At 43.0% G+C, this 22,013-nt stretch carries 26 protein-coding genes; 4 read left to right on the top strand and 22 right to left on the bottom strand.

The window, feature by feature from the left end:
- Nucleotides 1-6 precede the first annotated feature (6 nt).
- Nucleotides 7-648 carry a ubiquinol-cytochrome c reductase iron-sulfur subunit gene (gene petA, locus HKX40_RS09515; RefSeq protein ID WP_171589345.1) on the bottom strand — a complete coding sequence of 214 codons (642 nt, stop codon included), beginning with the start codon at nt 646-648 and terminating at the stop codon, nt 7-9.
- Between the two features lie 120 nt (nt 649-768).
- Here petA and mscL point away from each other — a divergent pair, with 120 nt between their 5' ends.
- Nucleotides 769-1,206 carry a large conductance mechanosensitive channel protein MscL gene (gene mscL / locus HKX40_RS09510; protein ID WP_171589344.1) on the top strand — a complete coding sequence of 146 codons (438 nt, stop codon included), beginning with the start codon at nt 769-771 and terminating at the stop codon, nt 1,204-1,206.
- Between the two features lie 206 nt (nt 1,207-1,412).
- Here the strand turns inward: mscL and HKX40_RS09505 are convergent, their stop codons facing one another.
- A complete protein-coding gene (locus HKX40_RS09505) occupies nt 1,413-2,192 on the bottom strand; it encodes a Nif3-like dinuclear metal center hexameric protein (protein ID WP_171589343.1) in 780 nt (259 codons plus the stop codon).
- Between the two features lie 14 nt (nt 2,193-2,206).
- On the opposite strand from HKX40_RS09505, the gene HKX40_RS09500 reads away from it, so the two are divergent.
- Nucleotides 2,207-3,382 (top strand): trypsin-like peptidase domain-containing protein, encoded by a 1,176-nt coding sequence (locus HKX40_RS09500; protein ID WP_171589342.1) that lies wholly within the window; start codon nt 2,207-2,209, stop codon nt 3,380-3,382.
- Nucleotides 3,383-3,391: 9 nt separating this feature from the next.
- On the opposite strand, the gene tatC is transcribed toward HKX40_RS09500, so the two are convergent.
- From tatC to HKX40_RS09400, 20 genes are all read right to left on the bottom strand, one after another.
- A complete protein-coding gene (tatC, locus tag HKX40_RS09495) occupies nt 3,392-4,150 on the bottom strand; it encodes a twin-arginine translocase subunit TatC (RefSeq protein WP_171589341.1) in 759 nt (252 codons plus the stop codon).
- A complete protein-coding gene (gene tatB, locus HKX40_RS09490; protein WP_171589340.1) occupies nt 4,147-4,557 on the bottom strand; it encodes a Sec-independent protein translocase protein TatB in 411 nt (136 codons plus the stop codon). The genes tatC and tatB overlap by 4 nt, the downstream gene beginning before the upstream one ends.
- Before the next feature lie 24 nt (nt 4,558-4,581).
- Nucleotides 4,582-4,800: a Sec-independent protein translocase subunit TatA gene (gene tatA / locus HKX40_RS09485; protein ID WP_171589339.1), complete on the bottom strand. Its 219-nt coding sequence runs from the start codon at nt 4,798-4,800 to the stop codon at nt 4,582-4,584.
- A gap of 48 nt (nt 4,801-4,848) precedes the next feature.
- Nucleotides 4,849-5,190, bottom strand: a complete 342-nt coding sequence (locus HKX40_RS09480) for a phosphoribosyl-ATP diphosphatase (protein WP_171589338.1) — start codon at nt 5,188-5,190, stop codon at nt 4,849-4,851.
- On the bottom strand, nt 5,183-5,584 hold the full coding sequence (gene hisI / locus HKX40_RS09475) for a phosphoribosyl-AMP cyclohydrolase (protein WP_171589337.1): 402 nt from the start codon (nt 5,582-5,584) through the stop codon (nt 5,183-5,185). The genes HKX40_RS09480 and hisI overlap by 8 nt, the downstream gene beginning before the upstream one ends.
- The gene (gene hisF / locus HKX40_RS09470; RefSeq protein WP_171589336.1) at nt 5,584-6,375 is read right to left on the bottom strand and encodes an imidazole glycerol phosphate synthase subunit HisF; all 792 of its coding nucleotides are present in this window, start codon (nt 6,373-6,375) and stop codon (nt 5,584-5,586) included. The genes hisI and hisF overlap by 1 nt, the downstream gene beginning before the upstream one ends.
- Nucleotides 6,372-7,118, bottom strand: coding sequence for a 1-(5-phosphoribosyl)-5-[(5-phosphoribosylamino)methylideneamino]imidazole-4-carboxamide isomerase (hisA, locus tag HKX40_RS09465; protein WP_171589335.1), 747 nt, complete (start codon nt 7,116-7,118; stop codon nt 6,372-6,374). The genes hisF and hisA overlap by 4 nt, the downstream gene beginning before the upstream one ends.
- A 94-nt stretch (nt 7,119-7,212) precedes the next feature.
- Complete coding sequence (gene hisH, locus HKX40_RS09460) at nt 7,213-7,866, bottom strand: imidazole glycerol phosphate synthase subunit HisH (RefSeq protein WP_171589334.1); 654 nt, start codon at nt 7,864-7,866, stop codon at nt 7,213-7,215.
- Nucleotides 7,866-8,453, bottom strand: a complete 588-nt coding sequence (hisB, locus tag HKX40_RS09455; RefSeq protein ID WP_171589333.1) for an imidazoleglycerol-phosphate dehydratase HisB — start codon at nt 8,451-8,453, stop codon at nt 7,866-7,868. Before hisB ends, hisH begins: the two co-directional genes overlap by 1 nt.
- Before the next feature lie 23 nt (nt 8,454-8,476).
- Entirely contained in the window at nt 8,477-9,790 is a 1,314-nt protein-coding gene (gene hisD, locus HKX40_RS09450; RefSeq protein ID WP_171589332.1) for a histidinol dehydrogenase, read from the bottom strand.
- A 58-nt stretch (nt 9,791-9,848) separates the two neighbouring features.
- The gene (gene hisG, locus HKX40_RS09445) at nt 9,849-10,559 is read right to left on the bottom strand and encodes an ATP phosphoribosyltransferase (RefSeq protein WP_246233667.1); all 711 of its coding nucleotides are present in this window, start codon (nt 10,557-10,559) and stop codon (nt 9,849-9,851) included.
- Nucleotides 10,560-10,566: 7 nt separating this feature from the next.
- Nucleotides 10,567-11,823 carry a UDP-N-acetylglucosamine 1-carboxyvinyltransferase gene (murA, locus tag HKX40_RS09440; RefSeq protein ID WP_171589331.1) on the bottom strand — a complete coding sequence of 419 codons (1,257 nt, stop codon included), beginning with the start codon at nt 11,821-11,823 and terminating at the stop codon, nt 10,567-10,569.
- Nucleotides 11,816-12,058: a BolA family protein gene (locus HKX40_RS09435; protein WP_171589330.1), complete on the bottom strand. Its 243-nt coding sequence runs from the start codon at nt 12,056-12,058 to the stop codon at nt 11,816-11,818. The genes murA and HKX40_RS09435 overlap by 8 nt, the downstream gene beginning before the upstream one ends.
- 3 nt (nt 12,059-12,061) lie before the next feature.
- On the bottom strand, nt 12,062-12,892 hold the full coding sequence (locus HKX40_RS09430; RefSeq protein ID WP_171589329.1) for an ABC transporter permease: 831 nt from the start codon (nt 12,890-12,892) through the stop codon (nt 12,062-12,064).
- A gap of 1 nt (nt 12,893) precedes the next feature.
- The gene (locus HKX40_RS09425; RefSeq protein ID WP_171589328.1) at nt 12,894-13,697 is read right to left on the bottom strand and encodes an ABC transporter ATP-binding protein; all 804 of its coding nucleotides are present in this window, start codon (nt 13,695-13,697) and stop codon (nt 12,894-12,896) included.
- Nucleotides 13,698-13,700: 3 nt separating this feature from the next.
- Nucleotides 13,701-14,303 (bottom strand): MlaC/ttg2D family ABC transporter substrate-binding protein, encoded by a 603-nt coding sequence (locus HKX40_RS09420; RefSeq protein ID WP_171589327.1) that lies wholly within the window; start codon nt 14,301-14,303, stop codon nt 13,701-13,703.
- Between the two features lie 101 nt (nt 14,304-14,404).
- Nucleotides 14,405-15,280 carry an MlaA family lipoprotein gene (locus HKX40_RS09415; protein ID WP_171589326.1) on the bottom strand — a complete coding sequence of 292 codons (876 nt, stop codon included), beginning with the start codon at nt 15,278-15,280 and terminating at the stop codon, nt 14,405-14,407.
- Nucleotides 15,281-15,292: 12 nt separating this feature from the next.
- Nucleotides 15,293-15,787, bottom strand: coding sequence for an outer membrane lipid asymmetry maintenance protein MlaD (gene mlaD, locus HKX40_RS09410; RefSeq protein WP_171589325.1), 495 nt, complete (start codon nt 15,785-15,787; stop codon nt 15,293-15,295).
- Nucleotides 15,788-15,801: 14 nt separating this feature from the next.
- Complete coding sequence (gene mlaE, locus HKX40_RS09405; RefSeq protein WP_171589324.1) at nt 15,802-16,578, bottom strand: lipid asymmetry maintenance ABC transporter permease subunit MlaE; 777 nt, start codon at nt 16,576-16,578, stop codon at nt 15,802-15,804.
- Nucleotides 16,565-17,410, bottom strand: coding sequence for an ABC transporter ATP-binding protein (locus HKX40_RS09400; RefSeq protein WP_171589323.1), 846 nt, complete (start codon nt 17,408-17,410; stop codon nt 16,565-16,567). The genes mlaE and HKX40_RS09400 overlap by 14 nt, the downstream gene beginning before the upstream one ends.
- 403 nt (nt 17,411-17,813) lie before the next feature.
- Here HKX40_RS09400 and putA point away from each other — a divergent pair, with 403 nt between their 5' ends.
- The gene (putA, locus tag HKX40_RS09395) at nt 17,814-21,620 is read left to right on the top strand and encodes a trifunctional transcriptional regulator/proline dehydrogenase/L-glutamate gamma-semialdehyde dehydrogenase (protein ID WP_171589322.1); all 3,807 of its coding nucleotides are present in this window, start codon (nt 17,814-17,816) and stop codon (nt 21,618-21,620) included.
- A gap of 150 nt (nt 21,621-21,770) precedes the next feature.
- Nucleotides 21,771-22,013, top strand: a 243-nt coding sequence (locus tag HKX40_RS10650; RefSeq protein ID WP_216605220.1) for a hypothetical protein, incomplete at its 3' end; no start/stop codon positions are given.

The following is a 22,013-nucleotide window of genomic DNA, read 5'->3' as shown; positions in this document are numbered from 1 at the left end:
GCAAAACTAGCCTGCTGCTTGTTCCAAACCAACCATAATTGTGTTGTCATCCACAAAGTAATATGGTGGCACCAAAAGATTATCTGGAGCTGGTTGGTTTTTAAACACGCGACCAGCCAAATCGAAGCGTGAACCGTGACAAGGGCACAAGAAGCCACCTTCCCAGTTAGCTGGCATACCCTCTGAACCACCCACGGCAAAGCGAGGAGAAGGAGAACAGCCCAAGTGTGTACAAATACCAACAACTACCAGCCACTCTGGTTTGCGAGAGCGATTGGTATTTTTAGCATAGTCTGGGGTAAATCCTGGACGATCAGAGTTGGGATCGGCAAGGAAAGGGTCATTTTTCTTGAGGCCTTCAATCATCTCAGGTGTGCGATGTAATACCCACACTGGCTTACCTTGCCATTCTGCGGTAATCATCGTGCCTGGAGCAATAACACTCAAGTTAACAGTGATAGGAGCACCAGCTGCTTTTGCGCGATCAGATGGGTTCATTGATGCGACAAACGGTGTCAACGTCGCAACACCAGCCACACCACCCACAGCACAGGCCGTGCCTAACCAGAAACGACGCGAAGGGTCATCGGGCAAGACGTCTGGTGAAGACTGCCCTTCATTTTGATGTAAATTTGAATCCTGACTCATTATCGATCCTTATTGATACTGCCAAGGTGTAAAAAAATAACACATTTATGATAGTTTATTTAAACTTATCTTATTATTATATACCGTCTATTCAATTCAAGGAAATAAAGGACACAAATTATGAGTAAAGGTTTTTTAAAAGAATTCCAAGAATTTGCAGTTAAAGGCAATATGATTGATTTAGCAGTCGGTGTGATTATCGGAGGAGCTTTCGGTAAGATTATTGACTCTTTAGTCAAAGACGTGATTATGCCTTTAGTAAATTTTCTCATCGGCGGAAATGTCGATTTTTCTAATAAATTCATTGTATTATCACAACCAGAAGGCTATACAGGCCCACAAACTTTAGCTGCTTTACAAGAGGCAGGTGCAACGGTTTTTGCCTATGGAAACTTTATCACCATCTTAATTAACTTCATTCTTTTAGCGTTGGTTGTCTTTATCTTCGTGAAATCTATCGCCAAGGCACGTGCCCGCTTTGAAGAAGAAAAAGCTGCAGAACCAGATCCAGAAGATATTGTTTTATTACGCGAAATCCGCGATGCACTTAAAAAATAACTGATTATTGACTTAAGTTGAATTGAATAGCCTGAGTAGTAGCAAGCCCCAACATGAAGTTTTGGGGCTTTTGCATAAAATTTTTACAGCTACTCGCAAACTACCTCACCAAATAATACAAAAACGTTGCCATAGACCGTAGCAAGAATACGACACTTTTATAAAATACGGTGTAACTGCAACACGAAAAACGGCATGGTTATACGTCAGATAGGGTTTGGTATGTCTACAAAAACCACCTCTAGCGCAGGGAACTGCTCTTTGAGTGCATGCCCTAAAGCCTGCACCCCATAACGTTCAGTAGCATGGTGGCCTGCAGCAAAAAAGGCCACACCAGTTTCATTGGCTATATGAAAATTTTGTTCGGAAGCCTCTCCTGTAATAAATGCCTCTGCACCTGCCGCAATTGCATCTTCAAAAAAGCTTTGTGCCCCCCCTGTACACCATGCAATACGGGAAACACGTTGTTCTTTGTTGCCTATAAACAACGGTTTGCGCTGCAAAATTGTAGCAATGTGTAGTTCTAAATCGCCTAGTTTCTCTAGACCGTCTGGTGGACTACCCATCCAGATTAAATTACCCTGTCCGCAGGTCTCTGGCTTGTTATCCACCCTACTAACCTGAAGGCCCAACACACGTGCAAGTTGGGCGTTATTTCCCCATACGGGATGGGCATCAAGAGGTAAATGATATGCAAAAATATTTAATTCCTGTTGAATCGCATACGCGATACGTTCATACTTCATACTAGTAATGCATGGGTTTTCGTTTTTCCAAAACCAACCGTGATGAACGATAACAGCATCAGCATGGATGTGAGCAGCATGTTCCAACAATGCTTTGGAGGCGGTCACACCCATGACAACCTTTTTGATAAAAGGCTTTCCTTGTAGCTGTAAACCGTTCGGGGCATAATCTTTAAAGTTATAAATTTCTAGGGACTGACTAAGCCATTGGCTTAACATTTGACGACTAACTAAACTCATTGAAGATCACCTTTATGCAACGTATATGGTCTATTTTCTCTCAAACTGTCGCTGTTTGTCTTGCCATCGTGTTTATTTTGGCAACATTACGTCCTGCGTGGGTGCATAAATTCCTACTAAATACTCCGCTTAGCCAGCAACCAACAGCTGTCGTTAAGATTCAAGATGCCCCAGCAGACAAGCCTGATCAAACCACAACCATTATTACTTCTTATGCAGGAGCGGTAGAATTAGCCACTCCATCTGTGGTCAATGTATACACAACCAAACGGATAGACTCGTCGTTTAAAAACCTCCCTGATGTCCCTGCTCTACGTGCTTTTATTCAAGAACAGGCTCGTCGCCAAAAACTTAACACCCCAACTGACTTAGGATCGGGTGTCATTGCTACAGCAGATGGTTATATTCTTACTAACTACCATGTTGTAGAAGCTGCCGACTCTATTGAGATAGCCCTCTATGACGGACGCAAATTTCAAGGTAAGTTTATCGGTGCAGACCCAGATACTGATTTAGCAGTACTTAAAATTGAAGCTCAAGGTCTCGTACCCATCCCTTATGATGCAAACGAAAAACTTCATGTTGGTGATGTGGTTCTCGCTATTGGGAATCCTTTTGATGTAGGTCAAACAACAACCATGGGGATTATTTCTGCGTTAGGACGTTCTGGGCTAGGCTTTAATACTTATGAAAATTTTATCCAAACTGATGCGGCCATTAATCCTGGTAATTCTGGCGGGGCACTTATTAATGTCAATGGCAATCTTATCGGAATAAATACAGCTATTTACTCCGAAGGAGATGCTGGCGGATCACTAGGCATTGGTTTTGCAACTCCGGCTGAGACGGCTCTTAAAATCATGCATGAAATCATTGAAACAGGTAAAGTAACTCGTGGTTGGCTCGGTGTGGAGTTGCAAGAGGTCACTACCGATATTGCCAAAGCTTTTAATCTCAAAGAAACTCGTGGTGTGATTATCGCCTCTGTTGTTGCTAATGGTCCTGCTGCCAAAGCAAAACTAGCCGTGGGAGACATCGTGGTTGAGCTCAATCAGAAAAGCATCATCAGTGCGAATCAGCTGATGAACGCCATCTCTCCACTCAAGCCTGGCACAGAAATTACTCTCAAGGTGTTGCACAATGGAAAAACAGCAACCGTCCCTGTTGTATTAGGAACTCGCCCAGACTAAAAAAACAGCTCAGTCAGACTTAGGACGCACCAACTTTGCAGCTACCATACCTAACTCATAAAGCAGGATTAAAGGGACTGCCATCATAAATTGACTAATCACATCAGGAGGGGTAAGCACAGCCGCTACAACAAATGCACCGACAATGACATAGCCTCGAGCTTTCTTGAGCTTATCCACACTCACCATACCTGTACCGACTAACACCAACACAACGACAGGCACCTCAAAAGTGAGACCAAATGCCATAAACATAGTCATCACAAAATCCAGATAGGCTTCTATATCAGGAGCAAAATTAATGCTGTCTGGTGAAACGGTAGCGATAAAGTGAAAAACTGTCTGAAAGACGAAGAAATAGCAAAATGCCATCCCCACAAAAAAGAGGATGTAGCTAGAAACAATCACAGGAAGCACAAGCCGTTTTTCATGTTTATATAACCCTGGTGCCACAAATGCCCAAACTTGATACAAAACAAAGGGCAATGCCACCACAAAGGCCACCAACAAGGTCACTTTCAAAGGAACCAAAAACGGAGTGATAACCCCATAGGCAATCATTTTATCCCCTGCGGGCAAGGTAGCTGCCATAGGATGGGCGAGAAAATCATATAGTGCCTTGCTACCAGGAAAAATACACAACACAATAAAGACAACCAGCACTGAAAGCACGGCATATAATAACCGCGAACGCAACTCTATTAAGTGCGAAATCAGTGATTCGTCTTTATCCTCAGGGCCTTCTAATTGAGGTTGTTGTTGGCTCATGATGTCGTTTTCTTGTCAGGATTATCTTGATTGTCTGTTTTAGTATCCGTTTTGGGTTTTAGTGCCGATAAATCAGGTAATTCTTGAGTAATTTCCTGTTTGAGCTGCTGTGCCCTATCTTCTACCTCATTTTTTAAGACAGATAAAGGATCTTTAATATCAGCAACGGTTTTATCGAGGCTTTGGCGAATCTGCGATGCAGCGGACTCCACCTCATTTTTTACCTTACTAAGCTCCTGGATGTCCATCTCGCGTTGTATATCGCTTTTAATATCACTCATATAACGTTGAGCACGCCCCATTAGCAATCCCACAGTACGTGCTACTTTAGGCAGACGCTCTGGTCCTAACACAATCAGAGCCACTACACCAATGACCAACAGCTCACTAAAACTCAAACCGAACATAAATAATTATCCCTAGGTAAGGAATTATTCTGCCTTTTCCTTAGCATTAACATCTGCTGTCGTGGTATCATCGGCTTTCTTTTGTGTGAGTGCAGCTTGATCATCTGCTTCTTGCATCCCTTTTTTAAAGCCTTTCACAGCACCACCCAGGTCTTCACCCACATTGCGAAGTTTCTTTGTTCCAAAGATTAATACTACTACAAGAAGCACAATTAACCAGTGCCAAATACTTAATCCACCCATAATCACTCCTAATCATTTAGTTACATCAATTTTGTTAAAAGATAAAATTTACTCTTTGCGTGAGGCTTTCTCGACTAGCCCTGAAACACCCTCTCGGCGCGCCAACTCATTAATCACTTGTTCAGGACGGAGACCATAATAAGCCAAGGCCACCATACTATGAAACCACAAATCAGCAGCTTCAGCAACGATTCTATCGTGTTTAGCATCTTTGCACGCCATCACAAGTTCTGTTGCTTCTTCCCCAATTTTTTTAAGAAAGCTATCCTCACCTTTGTGATAGAGTTTAGCAATATAGGATGTTTCAGGGTTTCCACCTCGAGCAGGTAATCTACTTTCTATGGTATCTGCTAATTCCGCTAAAAAATGAGACATATCAGTATTATTCATGGGGATTCTTATAAATATCTTTAGGGTCTTTAATCACAGCATCTGCCTCTACCCATTGAGGATCATCGCCTTCTAAACGCAGGTAAAAACAACTCTCACGACCAGTATGACAAGCCATTCCACCAACCTGCTCTACTTTAAGTAAAATCACGTCTTGGTCACAGTCTAAACGAATTTCATGAATTTTTTGTGTATGGCCAGACTCTTCACCCTTACGCCATAATTTCTTGCGAGAGCGCGACCAGTACACTGCCACCTTGGTCTTTACTGTTTCTTGTAAAGCCTCATGGTTCATCCATGCCATCATCAATACTCGACCCGTCTGATAATCTTGGGCAATGGCTGGAATTAATCCATTATCATCAAAGTGCACTTGTTTTAACCAAGCACTCATTATGCTCTCCTTACGACAATCCCTTGTTGTGCCATAAAATCTTTACACTCAGCAATGGTATGCTCTCCATAATGGAAAATACTTGCTGCCAATACTGCACTTGCTCGTCCTTTGGTCACGCCATCTGCAAGATGCTGTAAATTTCCTACCCCACCAGAGGCAATAACTGGAATAGCAACAGCATCAGAAATTGCACGAGTTAAGTCCAAATCAAAACCTGATTTTGTGCCGTCCTTGTCCATGCTGGTTAGCAAAATCTCGCCAGCACCATAGTCCGCCATTTTCATAGCCCATTCTACAGCATCAATACCAGTAGGCTTACGTCCTCCATGAGTATAAACTTCCCAACGATTGGGTTCACCCACTTGACTTACCTTACGAGCATCAATCGCCACCACAATGCACTGAGAGCCATAGTACTGACTTGCCTCTAACACTAATTCAGGACGATGAACAGCCGCACTATTGATAGACACTTTATCAGCACCTGCATTCAACAAGCGTTGCACATCTTTTACTTCCCTTACCCCACCACCAACAGTGAGCGGAATAAAAACCTGTGAAGCCACCTGTTCAATAATCGGCAAAATCAAATCCCGATCATCACTTGTTGCTGTAATGTCTAGAAAAGTCAGTTCATCAGCACCTTGCTCATTATAGCGACGGGCAATCTCAACAGGATCTCCTGCATCGCGCAGTTCAACAAAATTTACCCCCTTTACAACACGACCTGCTGTCACATCTAAACAAGGGATAATGCGCTTAGTGAGTGTGGACAATGGTGTATTCAATTTTCGTCCTCTAAAGCCTCTACGTAGCGTAAAGCCTCTTCAAAATCCAGTGTACCCTCGTAAATGCTACGACCAAGAATAACTCCCTCAACACCATCTTTGGTCAAAGGAGCCAATGTGCGAATATCATTCATATCATGTACGCCACCTGAAGCGATAATAGGAATATTCACTGCTTGAGCAAGCTTTAATGTCGCTTCTACATTGACACCAGACAACATGCCATCGCGACCTATATCAGTATAAATAATCGCCTCTACACCTAAATCTTCAAAGCGTTGAGCAGTTGTAATCACATCATGCTTAGTCACTTTGCTCCAGCCATCAGTAGCAATTTTGCCGTCCTTGGCATCCAATCCCACAATGATATGCCCTTGGAATGCTGAGCATGCGTCTTGTAGAAATAAGGGGTCTTTAACAGCAGCTGTGCCAATAATCACATACTCCAATCCCATATCAAGATAGGTTTCAATCGTATCCATATTACGGATACCTCCACCAATTTGAACAGGAATTTCATCATCAATGACTTTTAAAATTTGCTTGATTGCTTCTGCATTTTTCGGTTTACCTGCAAAAGCTCCATTTAAGTCAACCAAATGCAGTCGACTGGCACCCTTATCTAGCCATTGTTGCGCCATAGCAGCAGGGTCATCAGAAAAAACTGTCGCATCGTTAAGTTCGCCTTGGCGTAAGCGTACACAACGACCATCTTTAAGATCAATTGCAGGAATTAACAACATAAAAGTTTAACTATAAAAATTGCCAAAAATGCTTCACTTGTTAAGCAAAGTTCCCATCAAAGTGTATTTATACCTCATTTACGTAGAGAAAACATTAAATTTTCCATTCTACGAAATTACGATACAAACGTAGTCCCTGTTCTGCACTCTTTTCAGGGTGGAACTGGGCCGCAAAAATATTATCACGTGCTACTGCACAAGTAAAAGGATAACCATATAAGGTACTACCTACTGTTAGGTCAGTATCTGCTGGTTGTACATAATAGCTATGAACAAAATAAAAATAACTATTATCAGGAATCCCATCCCATATGGGATGGTCACGTTCTTGTTTGACTTGACTCCAACCCATATGAGGGACTTTAAGATGCTCTTGGTGGTCATTATGATGAGGCTTAGCAAAAAGCTCCCCTTCAAATTTTTTGACCTCTCCTGGGAAAATACCAAGGCAAGGCACTCCTCCTTCTTGGCTGTGTTCAAACAACATCTGCTCACCAACACAAACCCCCAATAAAGGCTTAGTGCGAGAGGCTGTTAAAAGAGCCTCTTTGAGACCTGATTGCTCCAGATTTTGCATGCAATCACGCATGGCACCTTGGCCTGGCAGCACAACTCGATCGGCTTTCTCAAGCATTTCAACCGTATTGGCAAGATAGACATTTGCCTCAGGTGCAGCATAACGCAATGCACGCTCTACTGAGTGGATATTACCCATACCATAATCAACGATGGCAATCGTTGTACGCATTAGAGCACTCCTTTGGTTGATGGCACCATACCCGCTGCACGAGGGTCCGGTGTCGTTGCCATACGCAATGCTCTGCCAAATGCCTTAAACACTGTTTCTGCTTGATGATGTGAGTTAATTCCGCGTAAATTATCAATATGCACAGTCACTAGTGCATGGTTCACAAATCCTTGAAAGAATTCACGTACCAAATCCACATCAAAACGCCCAATCATAGCTCGAGTAAATGGCACATGAAACTCCAATCCGGGACGACCTGAAAAGTCAATTACCACACGAGACAATGCTTCATCTAATGGCACATATGCGTGACCATAACGCGTAAGCCCCTTTTTGTCGCCCACAGCTTGTGCAACCGCCATACCCAAACTAATCCCAATATCTTCTACTGTATGATGGTCATCAATATGCGTATCACCATCACACTCAATCGCAATATCTATCATGCCATGACGTGCGATTTGATCAATCATATGGTCAAGAAAAGGGACCCCAGTGTTAATGGATTGTTTGCCTGTGCCATCTAGGTTAATAGAGACCTTAATTTTAGTCTCATTGGTATTACGAGTAATCTCTGCTGTACGCATATACAATTCCAGTAGTAAGCGGATTAAGAGGAAGTTTTAGTATCCAGGCGGTATTCTGCACTACGTGCGTGGGATTGCAATCCCTCGCCATAAGCTAACTCGCTTGCAATACGCCCCAATGTCTGTGCTCCAGTATGCGATACTTGAATAATGCTGGAGCGTTTTTGAAAGTCATAAACACCCAGAGGTGATGAAAAACGTGCTGTTCGTGAAGTGGGTAATACATGATTAGGTCCAGCACAGTAATCTCCCAAGGATTCCGAGCTATATGCCCCCAAGAAAATCGCACCTGCATGACGAATTTTATCCACCCATTGTTGTGCATTCTTCACAGATAACTCCAAGTGTTCAGGGGCAATAAAATTAGCAATCTCACAGGCCTCATCTAAATCAGCCACATGAATTAATGCACCGCGATTTTTCAAGCTCGTACGAATAATATCTTTGCGAGGCATCTCGTCTAGCTGACGCATAATGGAAGTTTCTACAGCATTAAGATAGTCTGCATCAGGACATAGCAAAATAGCTTGTGCCAACTCATCATGTTCTGCTTGAGAGAACAAGTCCATTGCAATCCAGTCCGCAGGAGTCGATCCATCGCAAACAATCAGAATCTCGCTGGGTCCTGCCACCATATCAATACCCACAGTACCAAAGACTCTACGTTTGGCTGAGGCAACAAATGCATTACCAGGACCGACAATCTTATCCACTTGGGCAATTGTGTCTGTACCATAAGCCAATGCCGCAACAGCCTGAGCCCCTCCAATCGCGATAACACGATCAACACCAGCTACTGCTGCTGCAGCTAAAACCAGCGGGTTACGTTGACCATTGGGGGTGGGTGTTACCATGACCACTTCACCTACACCGGCAACCTTGGCAGGGATTGCATTCATTAACACAGAAGAGGGATAAGCAGCCTTACCGCCAGGTACATAGAGACCCACTTTGTCCATAGGGGAAATCTTCTGCCCTAGTACAGTACCATCCTCCTCGGTATATGTCCAAGAAGAAGCCTTCTGACGCTCATGATACGCTCGCACACGAGCGGCAGCGGCCTCCAACGCTTGGCGCTGTGCCGGTGGCAACGATGACAATGCGACCTGACATTCAGCCAACGGAATTTCTAAATCCTGTATGGATTGTGCGTCTACCTTATCGAACTTCTGGGTATAAGCAAGCACAGCTGCGTCCCCTTGTTCCTTGACTTCGCGCAAGATATTGGCAACTGCACTCTCAATAGCGTCATCCTGACTCGCCTCAAAAGCAAGCAGAGCTTTCAATCGCGATTGAAAATCTACCTCTTTTGAGTCTAAACGATTAATGACTGACATAGTAAATCCTTTCTTCATCCTTTATCGGAACATTGTAAACCTAAAACCATATAGATGGTTATTTTTGGCTAGCTTTTGCAAAGGCATCAATCAACGGTTGTAAATACTTCGCTCTCGTTTTTAAAGAGGCCTGATTCACTATCAATCGTGATGACACTGGCCACACGTCTTCTACTTCTACTAAATCATTAGCACGCAGCGTGCCTCCAGTAGATACTACGTCTAGAATTGCATCTGCTAATCCCACAAGAGGGGCTAACTCCATCGAACCATAGAGTTTGATAATATCAACATATACACCCTTACGAGCAAAATGTTCTCGTGCTACATTCACATACTTGGTGGCAACACGCAAACGAGCTCCTTGCTTAACAGCGGCCTCATAATCAAACCCTCTACGCACTGCAACGGACAAGCGACATTTAGCTATATCCAAATCAATCGGTTGATAAAGTCCGCCAGGATGCTCTTTGCCATGCTCATACAAGACATCTTTGCCTGCAATACCAATATCCGCTGCACCATATTGTACATAGGTAGGCACATCAGAGGCTCGCACCACTAACAAGCGCAGATAAGGATCACTAGTGGGAAAAATCAATTTGCGGGAACTTTCTGGACTTTCTGCTACAGAAATACCCGCCTCTGCCAATAAAGGCAATGTATCTTCAAAAATTCGCCCCTTAGATAAGGCTAAAGTAATTAAAGGACGATCTTGTTCAGTAGTATTCACATCGGCTACCACATTATCATTTACAGTGTTCATCATCTTTCCATCAGCCCTTGATGCGTTCAACTTTGGCACCAACGGCTTTAAGCTTTTCTTCTATTTTGGAGTAACCTCGGTCTAAATGGTAGATACGATCAATAATCGTCTCCCCTTCCGCCACCAAAGCAGCAATTACTAGACTTGCAGAAGCACGCAAGTCTGTTGCCATTACCTTAGCGCCAAAAAGTTTTTCTACTCCATTAACCACAGCAGTATGTCCATCTAGGGAAATGTCAGCTCCCAATCTCACTAGCTCAGGAACATGCATATAACGATTTTCAAAAATATTCTCAACAATAACAGACGTACCCTCTGCAACAGTGTTGAGTGCCATCATTTGGGCTTGCATATCTGTCGCAAAGCCTGGATGCTCATGTGTACGAATACTTACCGCCTTGGGTCGTTTATTCATGCGGGCACGAATCCAGTCTTCGCCTGTTTCAATCTCAAGACCCGCTTCAATTAGCTTGTCCAGTGTGGCCCCCATCGTATGAGGGGCAGCTTTACGTAAAGTAATATCACCACCTGTAGCACCCACAGCGCATAAAAATGTCCCTGCCTCAATACGGTCTGCTACTACAGTGTAATCGGCACCATGAAGTTTGTCCACGCCTTCAATCACAATACGGTCTGTACCATGACCTGAAATCTTTGCACCCATAGCAATCAATAACTCTGCTAAATCGACAACCTCGGGCTCACGTGCGGCATTCTCAAGAATAGTCGTACCCTCAGCAAGAGCTGCAGACATCAAGAATTGCTCAGTACCTCCCACCGTCACCATGTCAGTGCGAATATTGGCTCCTTTTAAACGCTTGGCTTGTGCCACCACAAAACCATGTTCAACTCGAATATCAGCAGATAACGCTGCTAACCCCTTGATATGTTGATCTACTGGACGTTGCCCAATAGCACAACCGCCAGGTAGACTCACCTTGGCAGAACCAAATCTTGTAAGAAGCGGACCCAATACGAGAATAGAAGCACGCATAGTCTTCACCAACTCATAAGGTGCCTCATACGAGGTTACTTTGTCGGCTTGCAGCTTAACCACCTCTGGTTCAAGCCACTCCACCTTAACCCCAAGTTGCTCCAGCACTCGGATTGTTGTTTTAACATCATTTAAATCAGGGACATTGCGTAGAATAACAGGCTCATCAGTCAACAATACCGCACATAAAATAGGTAAAGCCGCATTTTTAGCCCCAGAAATCGTGATTTCCCCACGCAGCGGCGTACCACCAACAATGCGTAATTTATCCATTATTTTTAAATTCCTCTGGAGTTAATGTGCTCATTGATAAAGCGTGAATTTCTTCTCTCATTCGATCGCCTAATGCAGCATACACAAGCTGATGCCTAGCAATGGAACGTTTTCCAACAAACACTTCACTCACAATGACTGCTTGAAAATGTGCTCCATCACCCTCAACCTCACAATGCTCACAGGGTAGGTGACTAGTAATATATTCTCGAATTTGTTCTGGTGTAACTGTCATGTATTAGGTCCGTAGTTTATAACCGCTTGCTAAAATTCTTAAAGCAATTGCAGTAACAAGTAAAAAAGTAAAAAGTACTATGCAAAAGCTACGCCATGGCGATACATCTGAAATACCAAAAAAACCATAACGAAAGCCATCAATCATGTAAAAAACTGGGTTAAAGTAGGATACTTTTTGCCAAAAATCTGGTAGTGTATGAATAGAATAAAACACACCTGATAAGAATGTCATTGGCATAATTAAGAAATTCTGGAATGCAGCCAGTTGGTCGAACTTCTCAGAACATAAGCCTGCCACCAAACCAAAACACCCCATAATAGCACATGCCATAAAGGCAAACACAAGTACCCAACCGACATGCAATGGAACAGCTGCATCAAAAAACAACCCAGCTAGCCACAAAGCTATTCCTACAACCAAACCACGTAAAATACTAGCTAACACAAAAGCTGTAAATATTTCCCTCGGGGATAGCGGGGGCAATAGGATAAAAACAAGATTTCCTGTAATACGACTTTGCATCAGAGAGGATGATGAGTTTGCAAACGCATTTTGCATCATACTCATAATCACAAGACCAGGAATCAGAAAATCAAGGTAAGAAACTCCCTCATATACCTGTACCCTATCTTGCATCACTTGAGCAAACACCACAATGTACAGTACTGCTGTCAGCACAGGTGCCCCCACTGTCTGGAGCGACACCTTATAAAATCGCATCACCTCTTTGCGAAGTAAAGCAGGAAAACCAGAACCAAATTGAAGATTGGCTTGCAAAGAATGCCATTGGCTCTTGCTGGCATCTGTTGTTGGGGCCTGAACATCGCTCATATCAGATACTCTCTTTTGATATACTTTGCTTCTCACGATGAGTTGAGTGCATAATCTGTAAAAATGCCTCTTCTAAATCCTGACCACCAAATTGCTGAATAATATTGTCGGTTTTATCCAAAGCAATGAGTTCACCTTTACGTAAAAAAGCCAGACGGTGGCACAAATCCTGCGCCTCATCCAAATAATGCGTAGTGAGAATAATAGTATGCCCCTTGCGATTCAAGCTAGAAATAAATTCCCACAGGCTATGACGTAAATCCACATCAACCCCTGCAGTGGGTTCATCTAAGATAATCACTGGAGGACGGTGTACCAATGCTTGGGCAACCAAGACACGGCGTTTCATACCACCAGAAAGGGCTCGCATATTGGTATCAGCCTTGTCAGATAAGCCTAAGTTGGTTAATACCTCATCAATCCAATCATCCTGATGGTATAGACCAAAATAGCCTGCCTGATTACGTAACGTCTCTCTCACGGTAAAAAAAGGATCATATACCAACTCTTGTGGTACTACCCCTAAAGTACGTCTTGCCTGCAGGTAATCGCGTTGGACATCATAGCCATAAATACTAGCACTACCTTGTGTGGGCTTAGACAACCCTGCCAAGACTGAAATGAGAGAGGTTTTGCCTGCTCCGTTGGGACCCAACAACCCAAAAAACTCCCCCTCCTCCACAGAAAAACTTACATCTTTCAGTGCCTGAAAGCCTGATGCATTGGTTTTACCCAAAAAACGTGACCATAGACTATCATTGGAAGGGTAAATTTTGCTAAGTTGTTGGACAGAAACAGCACTCATAAATTATTTTTGTAAACTACGAATTAAGCCATCAATACCGCCCTTATTGATTTCTCCTCGGAATTGATTTTTATAATTCTCAATTAACCAAATATTTTCAACATTAAAGTCATATACTTTCCAACTATCGCCTGATTTCTCTAAGCGATAATCTACTGATACAGGACCACTGGCTGCTGAAATGGTAGAACGCACCACTACATCCTTGGCACTAGAATCACCACGGAAAGGTTGCAAGGTAACTTTAGTTGAGTCGTTTACATTTTTAAAGGCACCACTATAAGTACGAATCAATGTACCTTTAAAAGCCTCAACTAATTGCTGTTTCTGTTCTGGTGTTGCCTTACGCCAAGGGGCTCCTGTCGCCAAACGCGTGGTTTTCTCAAGATTGGCATAGGGCATCACATGTTGATTCACGATCTGATTAATCGCAGCAATATCACCACTACGGGCAGCATTATTGCTCTTGATGGCTGTCAAGGTATCATTAACCACTTGCTCAACAAACTGATTGGGTGTTTGTTCTGCATGTGCTACTGAGACCAAACCTACAGCTAGCATAGATGATAAAAAAGCCTTATTCAAACTTGAAACGAATGGATTCATTATCGCACTCCTTATAGTCATTGTTGTTTATCAAATCCAGACCTTGATAGGGGGGGTAAATATACCCTTTGGATACACTAGCCCCTTGTATCTCAATTCAATTACTCGCCTGGATCCTCATATTCTGGCACAGAAAATTTGTCAAAAGACTTTAGTTTCTCTAAACGTCTTTCACGTAATTTCTTGCGATAGGCTGTACGACGCTCTTGACCCGGAATTACAATACCGCTCTCTGTCGTATCTTCGTAAAGATATGCAGTATCTGGTGTGCCGTCAGTAATCTCGTCCTCAAATTTAGAGCGTAACAAAGCCATACGATTCTGCTTGTAAGCATCACGAATAAAGGCATATTTATCAATAGACACATCACTTGCTATATCATCAGCATTTAACAAGGCTGCTCGTTTATCCACGGCCTGAACAGCCACTAAGCTGTTGCGTAGAGGGACATTATCAATAGCCCACGGTGTTGTAGAGGTGTAAAGAGTTCCTGCACCATCACCCAACAGACCAATAGAATCACGAACAGAGCTTGCCCCCAAAATAGGTAGCACAACATAAGCTCCATCACTAAGACCCCAAACTCCCAATGTAATACCAAAGTCATTAGGAATTTTCTTGGCACCGGTTTTGGAGGCCACATCAAAGCAACCACCTAAACCCACAGTAGAGTTAAACAATACTCGACCCATAGTATTTACAAAGTCTAACCCCCTACCTTGGAGCATACTATTAATACCAGACCAAACATCCCCAAGATTACCAAAGATGTTATGCACACAGCTACGTACAGGCTGAGGCACTACTGCCTCATATCCCTTAGCCACAGGACGCAATACTGCCTTGTCTACTTTTTCATTAAAATTAAACATAGCACGGTTATAGCTTTCTAGCGGATCCTCTGGTGACGGATTTTTCACCGTTGTACATGCACTCAGCAACACACCTACTACAGCAATAGAAAATATTTTTTTCATAGCATCTCTCTCTTATTTGTCCGCTTTATTATCAGTAGAGTCGGATTTACCCTCTTTTTCTGCTGAAGAGAATAAGAATTTACTGATTAACTCCTCTAAAACCACTGCACTTTGTGTATATGTGATTTCACTGCCTTCTTTGAGATTTTCTTCCTCGGCACCAGCAGACAAACCAATATACTGCTCACCCAATAAACCAGCGGTTTGAATGGAAGCCGATGTATCCATAGGGAACTGATACTTCGCCTCTATATTCAGCGCCACTACAGCACGGAATTCTTTGTTATCAAAACTAATATCAGCAACCCGACCCACAACTACGCCATTACTCTTGACTGGAGCTCGAATCTTAAGCGAACCCACATTATCAAACTTAGCGATAACTTTATAAGTGCGTTCAAAAGAAAAAGTACTTAAATTACCTGCTTTTAATGCCAAAAACAGTATAGCTAAAAAACCTAAAAGTACAAACAGCCCAACTAGAAAATCGGTTTTTTTGTCTTGCATATCTATAACCTATATTAAAACATCAATGCTGTCATGATGAAATCTGAACCCAATACTAACAACGACGCCCTAACTACTGTACGTGTTGTCGCTCTTGCCACCCCTTCTGGAGTAGCCTGACAATACCAACCTTCGTATAGTGACACCAGCATCACCATTACACCGAAAACAATGCTCTTGATTACTCCATTAAGTACATCTTCCCAAATATCTACACCCGCTTGCATTTGTGACCAGAAAGCCCCAGGGTCCACATCAATAAGCACAACACCAACAAACCAGCCACCAATAATCCCAACTGCAGAAAAAATTGCTGCTAACACAGGCATTGCAATAACACCCCCCCAGAAACGAGGCACCAAGATACGACGAAGAGGATTAATCCCCATCACATCCATTGCATTAATTTGCTCACCTGACTTCATCAAACCGATTTCAGCAGTAATAGAGGTACCTGCTCGCCCAGCAAATAACAATGCTGTCACCACAGGCCCCAATTCTCGAATCAATCCCAGAGCAACCAGCAAACCCAGTGCTTCTTCAGAACCATACATAGAGAGCGTGTTATACCCTTGCAACCCCAATACAAAGCCTACAAATAAGCCCGATACCGCAATAATAGACAGGGAATAATTACCAATGAAATGAATTTGCTGAGTCACTAACCGAGGACGTTGAATGGCAATGACAGAATGTCCTAATAAGCTTAGCAACAAACGGAAAAACACACCCATGCCAACGATAGCATTTATCACATAACGCCCAAGTACTGCAATACTATTTGCCAACATTTAATTGCTCCTTGCGTTGTGCATACCATTGTTGGAAATGTGGGGTATCAGGATACTCAAACACCACTGGGCCTTTGGCATTTCCATGTAAAAACTGCTGTACATAAGCATCTTCTGATGCTCGCAACTCATCGGGAGTGCCTGCCGCAATCAAAGTACCGCGTCCTACCATATAAACATAATCCACGATATGGAAAGATTCCTCAATATCATGTGTAATCAATACAGACCCACAATTTAGTCGTGTCGCTGTATCACGGATTAACTTAGCTGTCATACCAAGAGAAATAGGATCTAACCCAGCAAACGGCTCATCATATAAGATAAGCTCTGGTTCAAGAACAATCGCCCGTGCCAATGCCACACGACGTGCCATACCACCAGAAATTTCCGAGAGACTTAAATGAGCAGCAGAACGCAACCCCACTGCTTCAAGTTTGTTTAGAACCTTATTAAAAATCTCCGTCTCACTATCTTGTGTTAACTCTCGTAGCGGGAACGCCACATTATCAAAGACTCCCAAATCTGTGAACAAAGCCCCTTGCTGGAACAAAACACCCATACGCTGACGCAATTCTCGCAACTGCACAGAAGATGCCTGTGCAATATCCTGTCCATAGACACTAACCTTGCCTGCTTGAGGCATTATCTGTCCTGTTGCAGCACGCAGCAAAGTTGTCTTCCCCGAACCAGAGCCACCAATAAGTGCCACCACCTCTCCTTTGTGTACGCGGATATTTAAATCCGACAGGATGGTACGGTCACCATAGCCTAGCGAAACATTCTCTAGTTGCAGAATAATCTCGGAAGCATGTTTTGTCTTAGATACCATAACTATTGAGAAAATAAGAATAATTGCTCATTTTAACAAACTTTCTTGCAAGAACGGTTGAGTTTATCAAAAAACTGAAGCATGTTTTATCGTTGACGCCCTGATAATGAAACAATCATGAAAAAGACCATACTCTACAAAAAAATCCTAGTTATATAATCTGCTCCTTTTAGGTGCGGATTATACCCACATCAAAATAAATTCCAGACCTAACGATTCCCCCTATCTCTATTACAAGATAAGATTTTTATCTCCCCCCTCTACTTTAACAACACAATAAAATTCAACTTTTTTCTTAAAAAATAATAGGTTAACTATTTTCATATTAGGGTAAACCCTAGTATTATTTTCGATAAAAAAATACTACCCTTATCACATCTTAATTTTTTCATAGGACATTTTTATGACTGATAATACGACGCTTGGTATTAAAGTAGACAGTACCACAAAGGAGCGCTTACAAGCCAGCGCACGCAAACTCAACTGCACACCACATTGGTTACACAAACAAGCTCTGATGGCTTATTTGGATAAAATTGAGCGAGGTGAAATGCCTAAAGAGCTTGCCCATCTCTCTACCGAAGAAACCACAGAGGAGGTTACTGTCACCACCGAGGAGCCTCAATTTTACCCACCATTCTTCGAGTTTGGCCAAGATATTCAATCACAGTCTGTCCTCCGCTCTGCAATTACCTCTGCCTATCGTCGTCCAGAGACTGAATGCGTACCCGTATTATTGCAAAATGCTAGCATTGCCGAACCAGAAAAAACTCGTGAGTTAGCATTACGTCTTGTCAAGGCTCTCAAGGAAAAAACACCTTCAGGAGGTGTTGAAAGTTTGATTCAAGAGTTTGCCCTATCTAGCCAAGAGGGTATTGCATTGATGTGCTTAGCAGAAGCATTGCTTCGCATCCCTGACCGAGCCACACGCGATGCCCTTATCCGTGACAAAATCAGTCATGGCGACTGGAAATCACATATGGGTGGCTCACCTTCAATGTTTGTCAATGCTGCAACTTGGGGCTTGATGATTACTGGTAAACTTGTCGCTGTCAATAGCGAGAAAAACCTCTCTAGTGCACTTACTCGTATGATTGCCAAAGGCGGTGAACCTCTCATTCGCAAAGGTGTAGACATGGCTATGCGCATGATGGGAGAGCAATTTGTCACTGGTGAAACCATTGCCGATGCACTTGCCAACAGTCGTAAATATGAAGCCAAAGGTTTCCGCTACAGCTATGATATGCTGGGCGAAGCGGCAACCACAGAGGAAGATGCAGAACGTTATTATCGCGACTACGAACAAGCTATCCATGCCATTGGTAAAGCATCTGCTGGTCGTGGTATCTATGAAGGCCCAGGTATTTCTATTAAATTATCTGCCTTACACCCTCGATACTCTCGTGCCCAGTATGACCGTGTCATGAGTGAGCTACTGCCCCGTGTGATTAAGTTGACGCAGTTATGTCGCCACTATGACATCGGCTTAAATATTGATGCAGAAGAAGCTGATCGCCTAGAAATTTCTTTAGACTTACTTGAAGCTCTCTGCCAAGAACCCTCACTTCAAGGATGGAATGGTATTGGTTTTGTTATCCAAGCCTATCAAAAACGAGCTCCTTTTGTCATTGATTTCGTAATTGATTTAGCACGCCGCACGAATCACCGTCTTATGGTTCGTCTTGTTAAAGGAGCTTACTGGGACAGCGAAATTAAACGTGCTCAATTAGACGGTCTAGAAGGCTACCCAGTCTATACACGCAAAGTTTATACTGATGTGTCTTACCTTGCTTGCGCTAAAAAGCTACTTTCTGCTCCTGAGGCTATCTACCCTCAATTTGCAACACACAATGCACAGACACTCTCTTCTATTTACCACCTTGCAGGTAACAACTATTACCGTGGTCAATATGAGTTCCAATGCTTGCATGGCATGGGTGAACCTTTATATGAAGAAGTGGTTGGAGAAAAAAACCTTAACCGTCCTTGCCGTGTGTACGCTCCTGTAGGAACACATGAGACTTTATTGGCGTACTTAGTGCGTCGTCTATTGGAAAATGGTGCAAATACTTCATTTGTTAACCAAGTTGCCAGTGACAATGTTGATATTAACTCTCTTGTTCAAAGTCCTATTGATCTTGCAAATAAAATCACCCCTCTTGGTGCTCCACATGAGAAGATTCCTCTACCTCGTGACCTATACAAGACTCCTACTAGCTCACGTGAGAACTCAACTGGTTTAGATCTTAGTAACGAGCATCGACTTGGTTCACTAGCAGCATCACTCCTTAGCAGCGGCAATACCAAGTGGCAAGCGGCTCCTAGCACATTAGCTGACTGGGATGCTTCGCGTGCAGTTGCTGTAATAAATCCCGCTGATCGCCGAGACAAGGTGGGCGAAGTGATTGAAGCCTCTTCGGAAGAAGTCGCACAGGCAATAGATAAAGCTCAAAAAATGTCACTTATCTGGCAATCCACTCCAATTACCGAGCGTGCCGCCCTACTTCGTCGTGCTGGCGACTTATTAGAAGGTAATATGCAAAATCTTCTCGGTTTAATTACACGCGAAGCAGGCAAATCATTCAATAATGGTATTGCAGAAGTGCGTGAGGCAGTCGACTTCTTACGTTACTATGCTGATCAAATCGAAGAAAACTTTGATTTAGAACAACAACGTCCACTTGGTACTGTTGTGTGCATCAGCCCTTGGAACTTCCCTCTTGCTATTTTCATGGGACAAGTGGCGGCAGCTCTTGCTGCAGGTAATACTGTACTTGCCAAACCAGCGGAGCAAACACCTCTTATCGCTGCACAAGGTATTGCCATTCTTCATGCAGCAGGTATTCCTGCTGATGCCGTACAATTATTGCCTGGTCGTGGTGAGACAGTCGGCGATCAACTCATCTCTAGTGATGGCATTCACGGTGTGATGTTTACAGGCTCTACTGAAGTGGCTCGTCTTATTGCGAGCAAACTTGCCACTCGCCTTGATAAAAACGGTCATGCTATCCCACTTATCGCAGAGACAGGTGGACAAAACGCTATGATTGTTGACTCATCTGCTTTAGCAGAACAAGTAGTGGCTGACGTATTAAACTCAGCCTTTGACTCAGCAGGTCAACGTTGCTCTGCATTACGTATTCTTTGCTTACAAGAAGATGGTGCCGACCGTGTGCTTGGTATGATTAAGGGGGCGATGCATGAACTGCGTGTAGGCAACCCACATGTGCTTTCTACTGATGTTGGTCCTGTTATTGATGAACAAGCCAAGGCTATCATCGACAAACATGTAGACAATATGCGTGCCAAAGGTCACAAAGTAGAACAAATCAAACCCCTTGCTAGTGCAGAATTTGGTACTTTCGTGCCTCCTACTTTAATTGAGATTAACTCTGTTAAAGACCTAGAACGTGAGGTGTTTGGCCCTGTGCTACATGTACTTCGTTACCAACGAGAAAACCTCGATCAACTTATTAATGACATCAACGCTACTGGTTACGGATTGACTTTCGGTATCCACTCACGTATTGATGAAACTATTCAACATGTGACAGACAGCATTCATGCAGGCAATATCTACGTCAACCGTAATATTGTTGGTGCTGTTGTTGGTGTACAACCATTCGGTGGTCAAGGTTTATCAGGAACTGGCCCTAAAGCTGGTGGCCCTCTCTACTTGTTCCGCTTGCTCAGTGCAGGCAATCAAAGTCTACCCAAACCATTTAACCTAAAAGATAAGAATAGCTTACATACGCTATTACCAGGTCCTACCGGTGAAAGCAATGCATACCGTCTCATCCCCCGTGGTACTATGTTGGCGGTACCTGCAACGGCTCTCGGTTTGGTCAGCCAATTAACCCAGCTTCAACAAAGTGGTAATAAGGTTGTTATCGTGGACACTCCTTCTGTACGTGAGTGGCTCAATACAGTAGATGCTAAATTACGCAATACAATTCGCTTTATTCAAGACAACGAATTGGATACTGTCGCTATTGATGGTGCCGTGTTTGAGGGAGATAGCGATATGCTCCGTGAATTAAATATTCGCTTGAGCAAGCGTAGCGGTCCTATTGTTATTGCTTATGGCTTATCAAGCAATGAGCTACGTGACGGCGCTAGTTACCCTGAGATTGCTTTGGTACACGAACAATCTATTAGTACTAACACCGCAGCTGCAGGTGGTAATGCAAGTTTAATGACGATTTTATAAATTGTTTGAGAACTTAAAGACTAAAAGGGCTATTCATTGTGGGTAGCCCTTTTTATTGGCTCAGATAGGCTTAATTATTGTCAAAATAATGTCCCACCATAGTCTCTTCACTTTCTTCGATTTTATACATCATTATACATTCGATGTATAATGATGTTTAATCGAATAAAATCAATATGTTATAGAACTCTTTTATTCACTACCATTACTCGTTCACGAATAGCCTCAACAACAAAGGCATTAAGGCTTTTTTCTCCACTTGAAAGTGTACTGGTACGGAAAATTTGGACAGTAAGGAGTCCAAAATATGACGATATCCGTATCTATAAAAAAACAAGCTTGCGAAAGGCTTTTGCATTTTCACCCAAAGAAGACGATAGCGAAGGAGTTAGG

The sequence above is a fragment of the Pelistega europaea genome (assembly GCF_013133775.1).
GTDB lineage: Bacteria > Pseudomonadota > Gammaproteobacteria > Burkholderiales > Burkholderiaceae_B > Taylorella > Taylorella europaea.
This window is presented reverse-complemented; position numbering and strand designations above follow the sequence as displayed.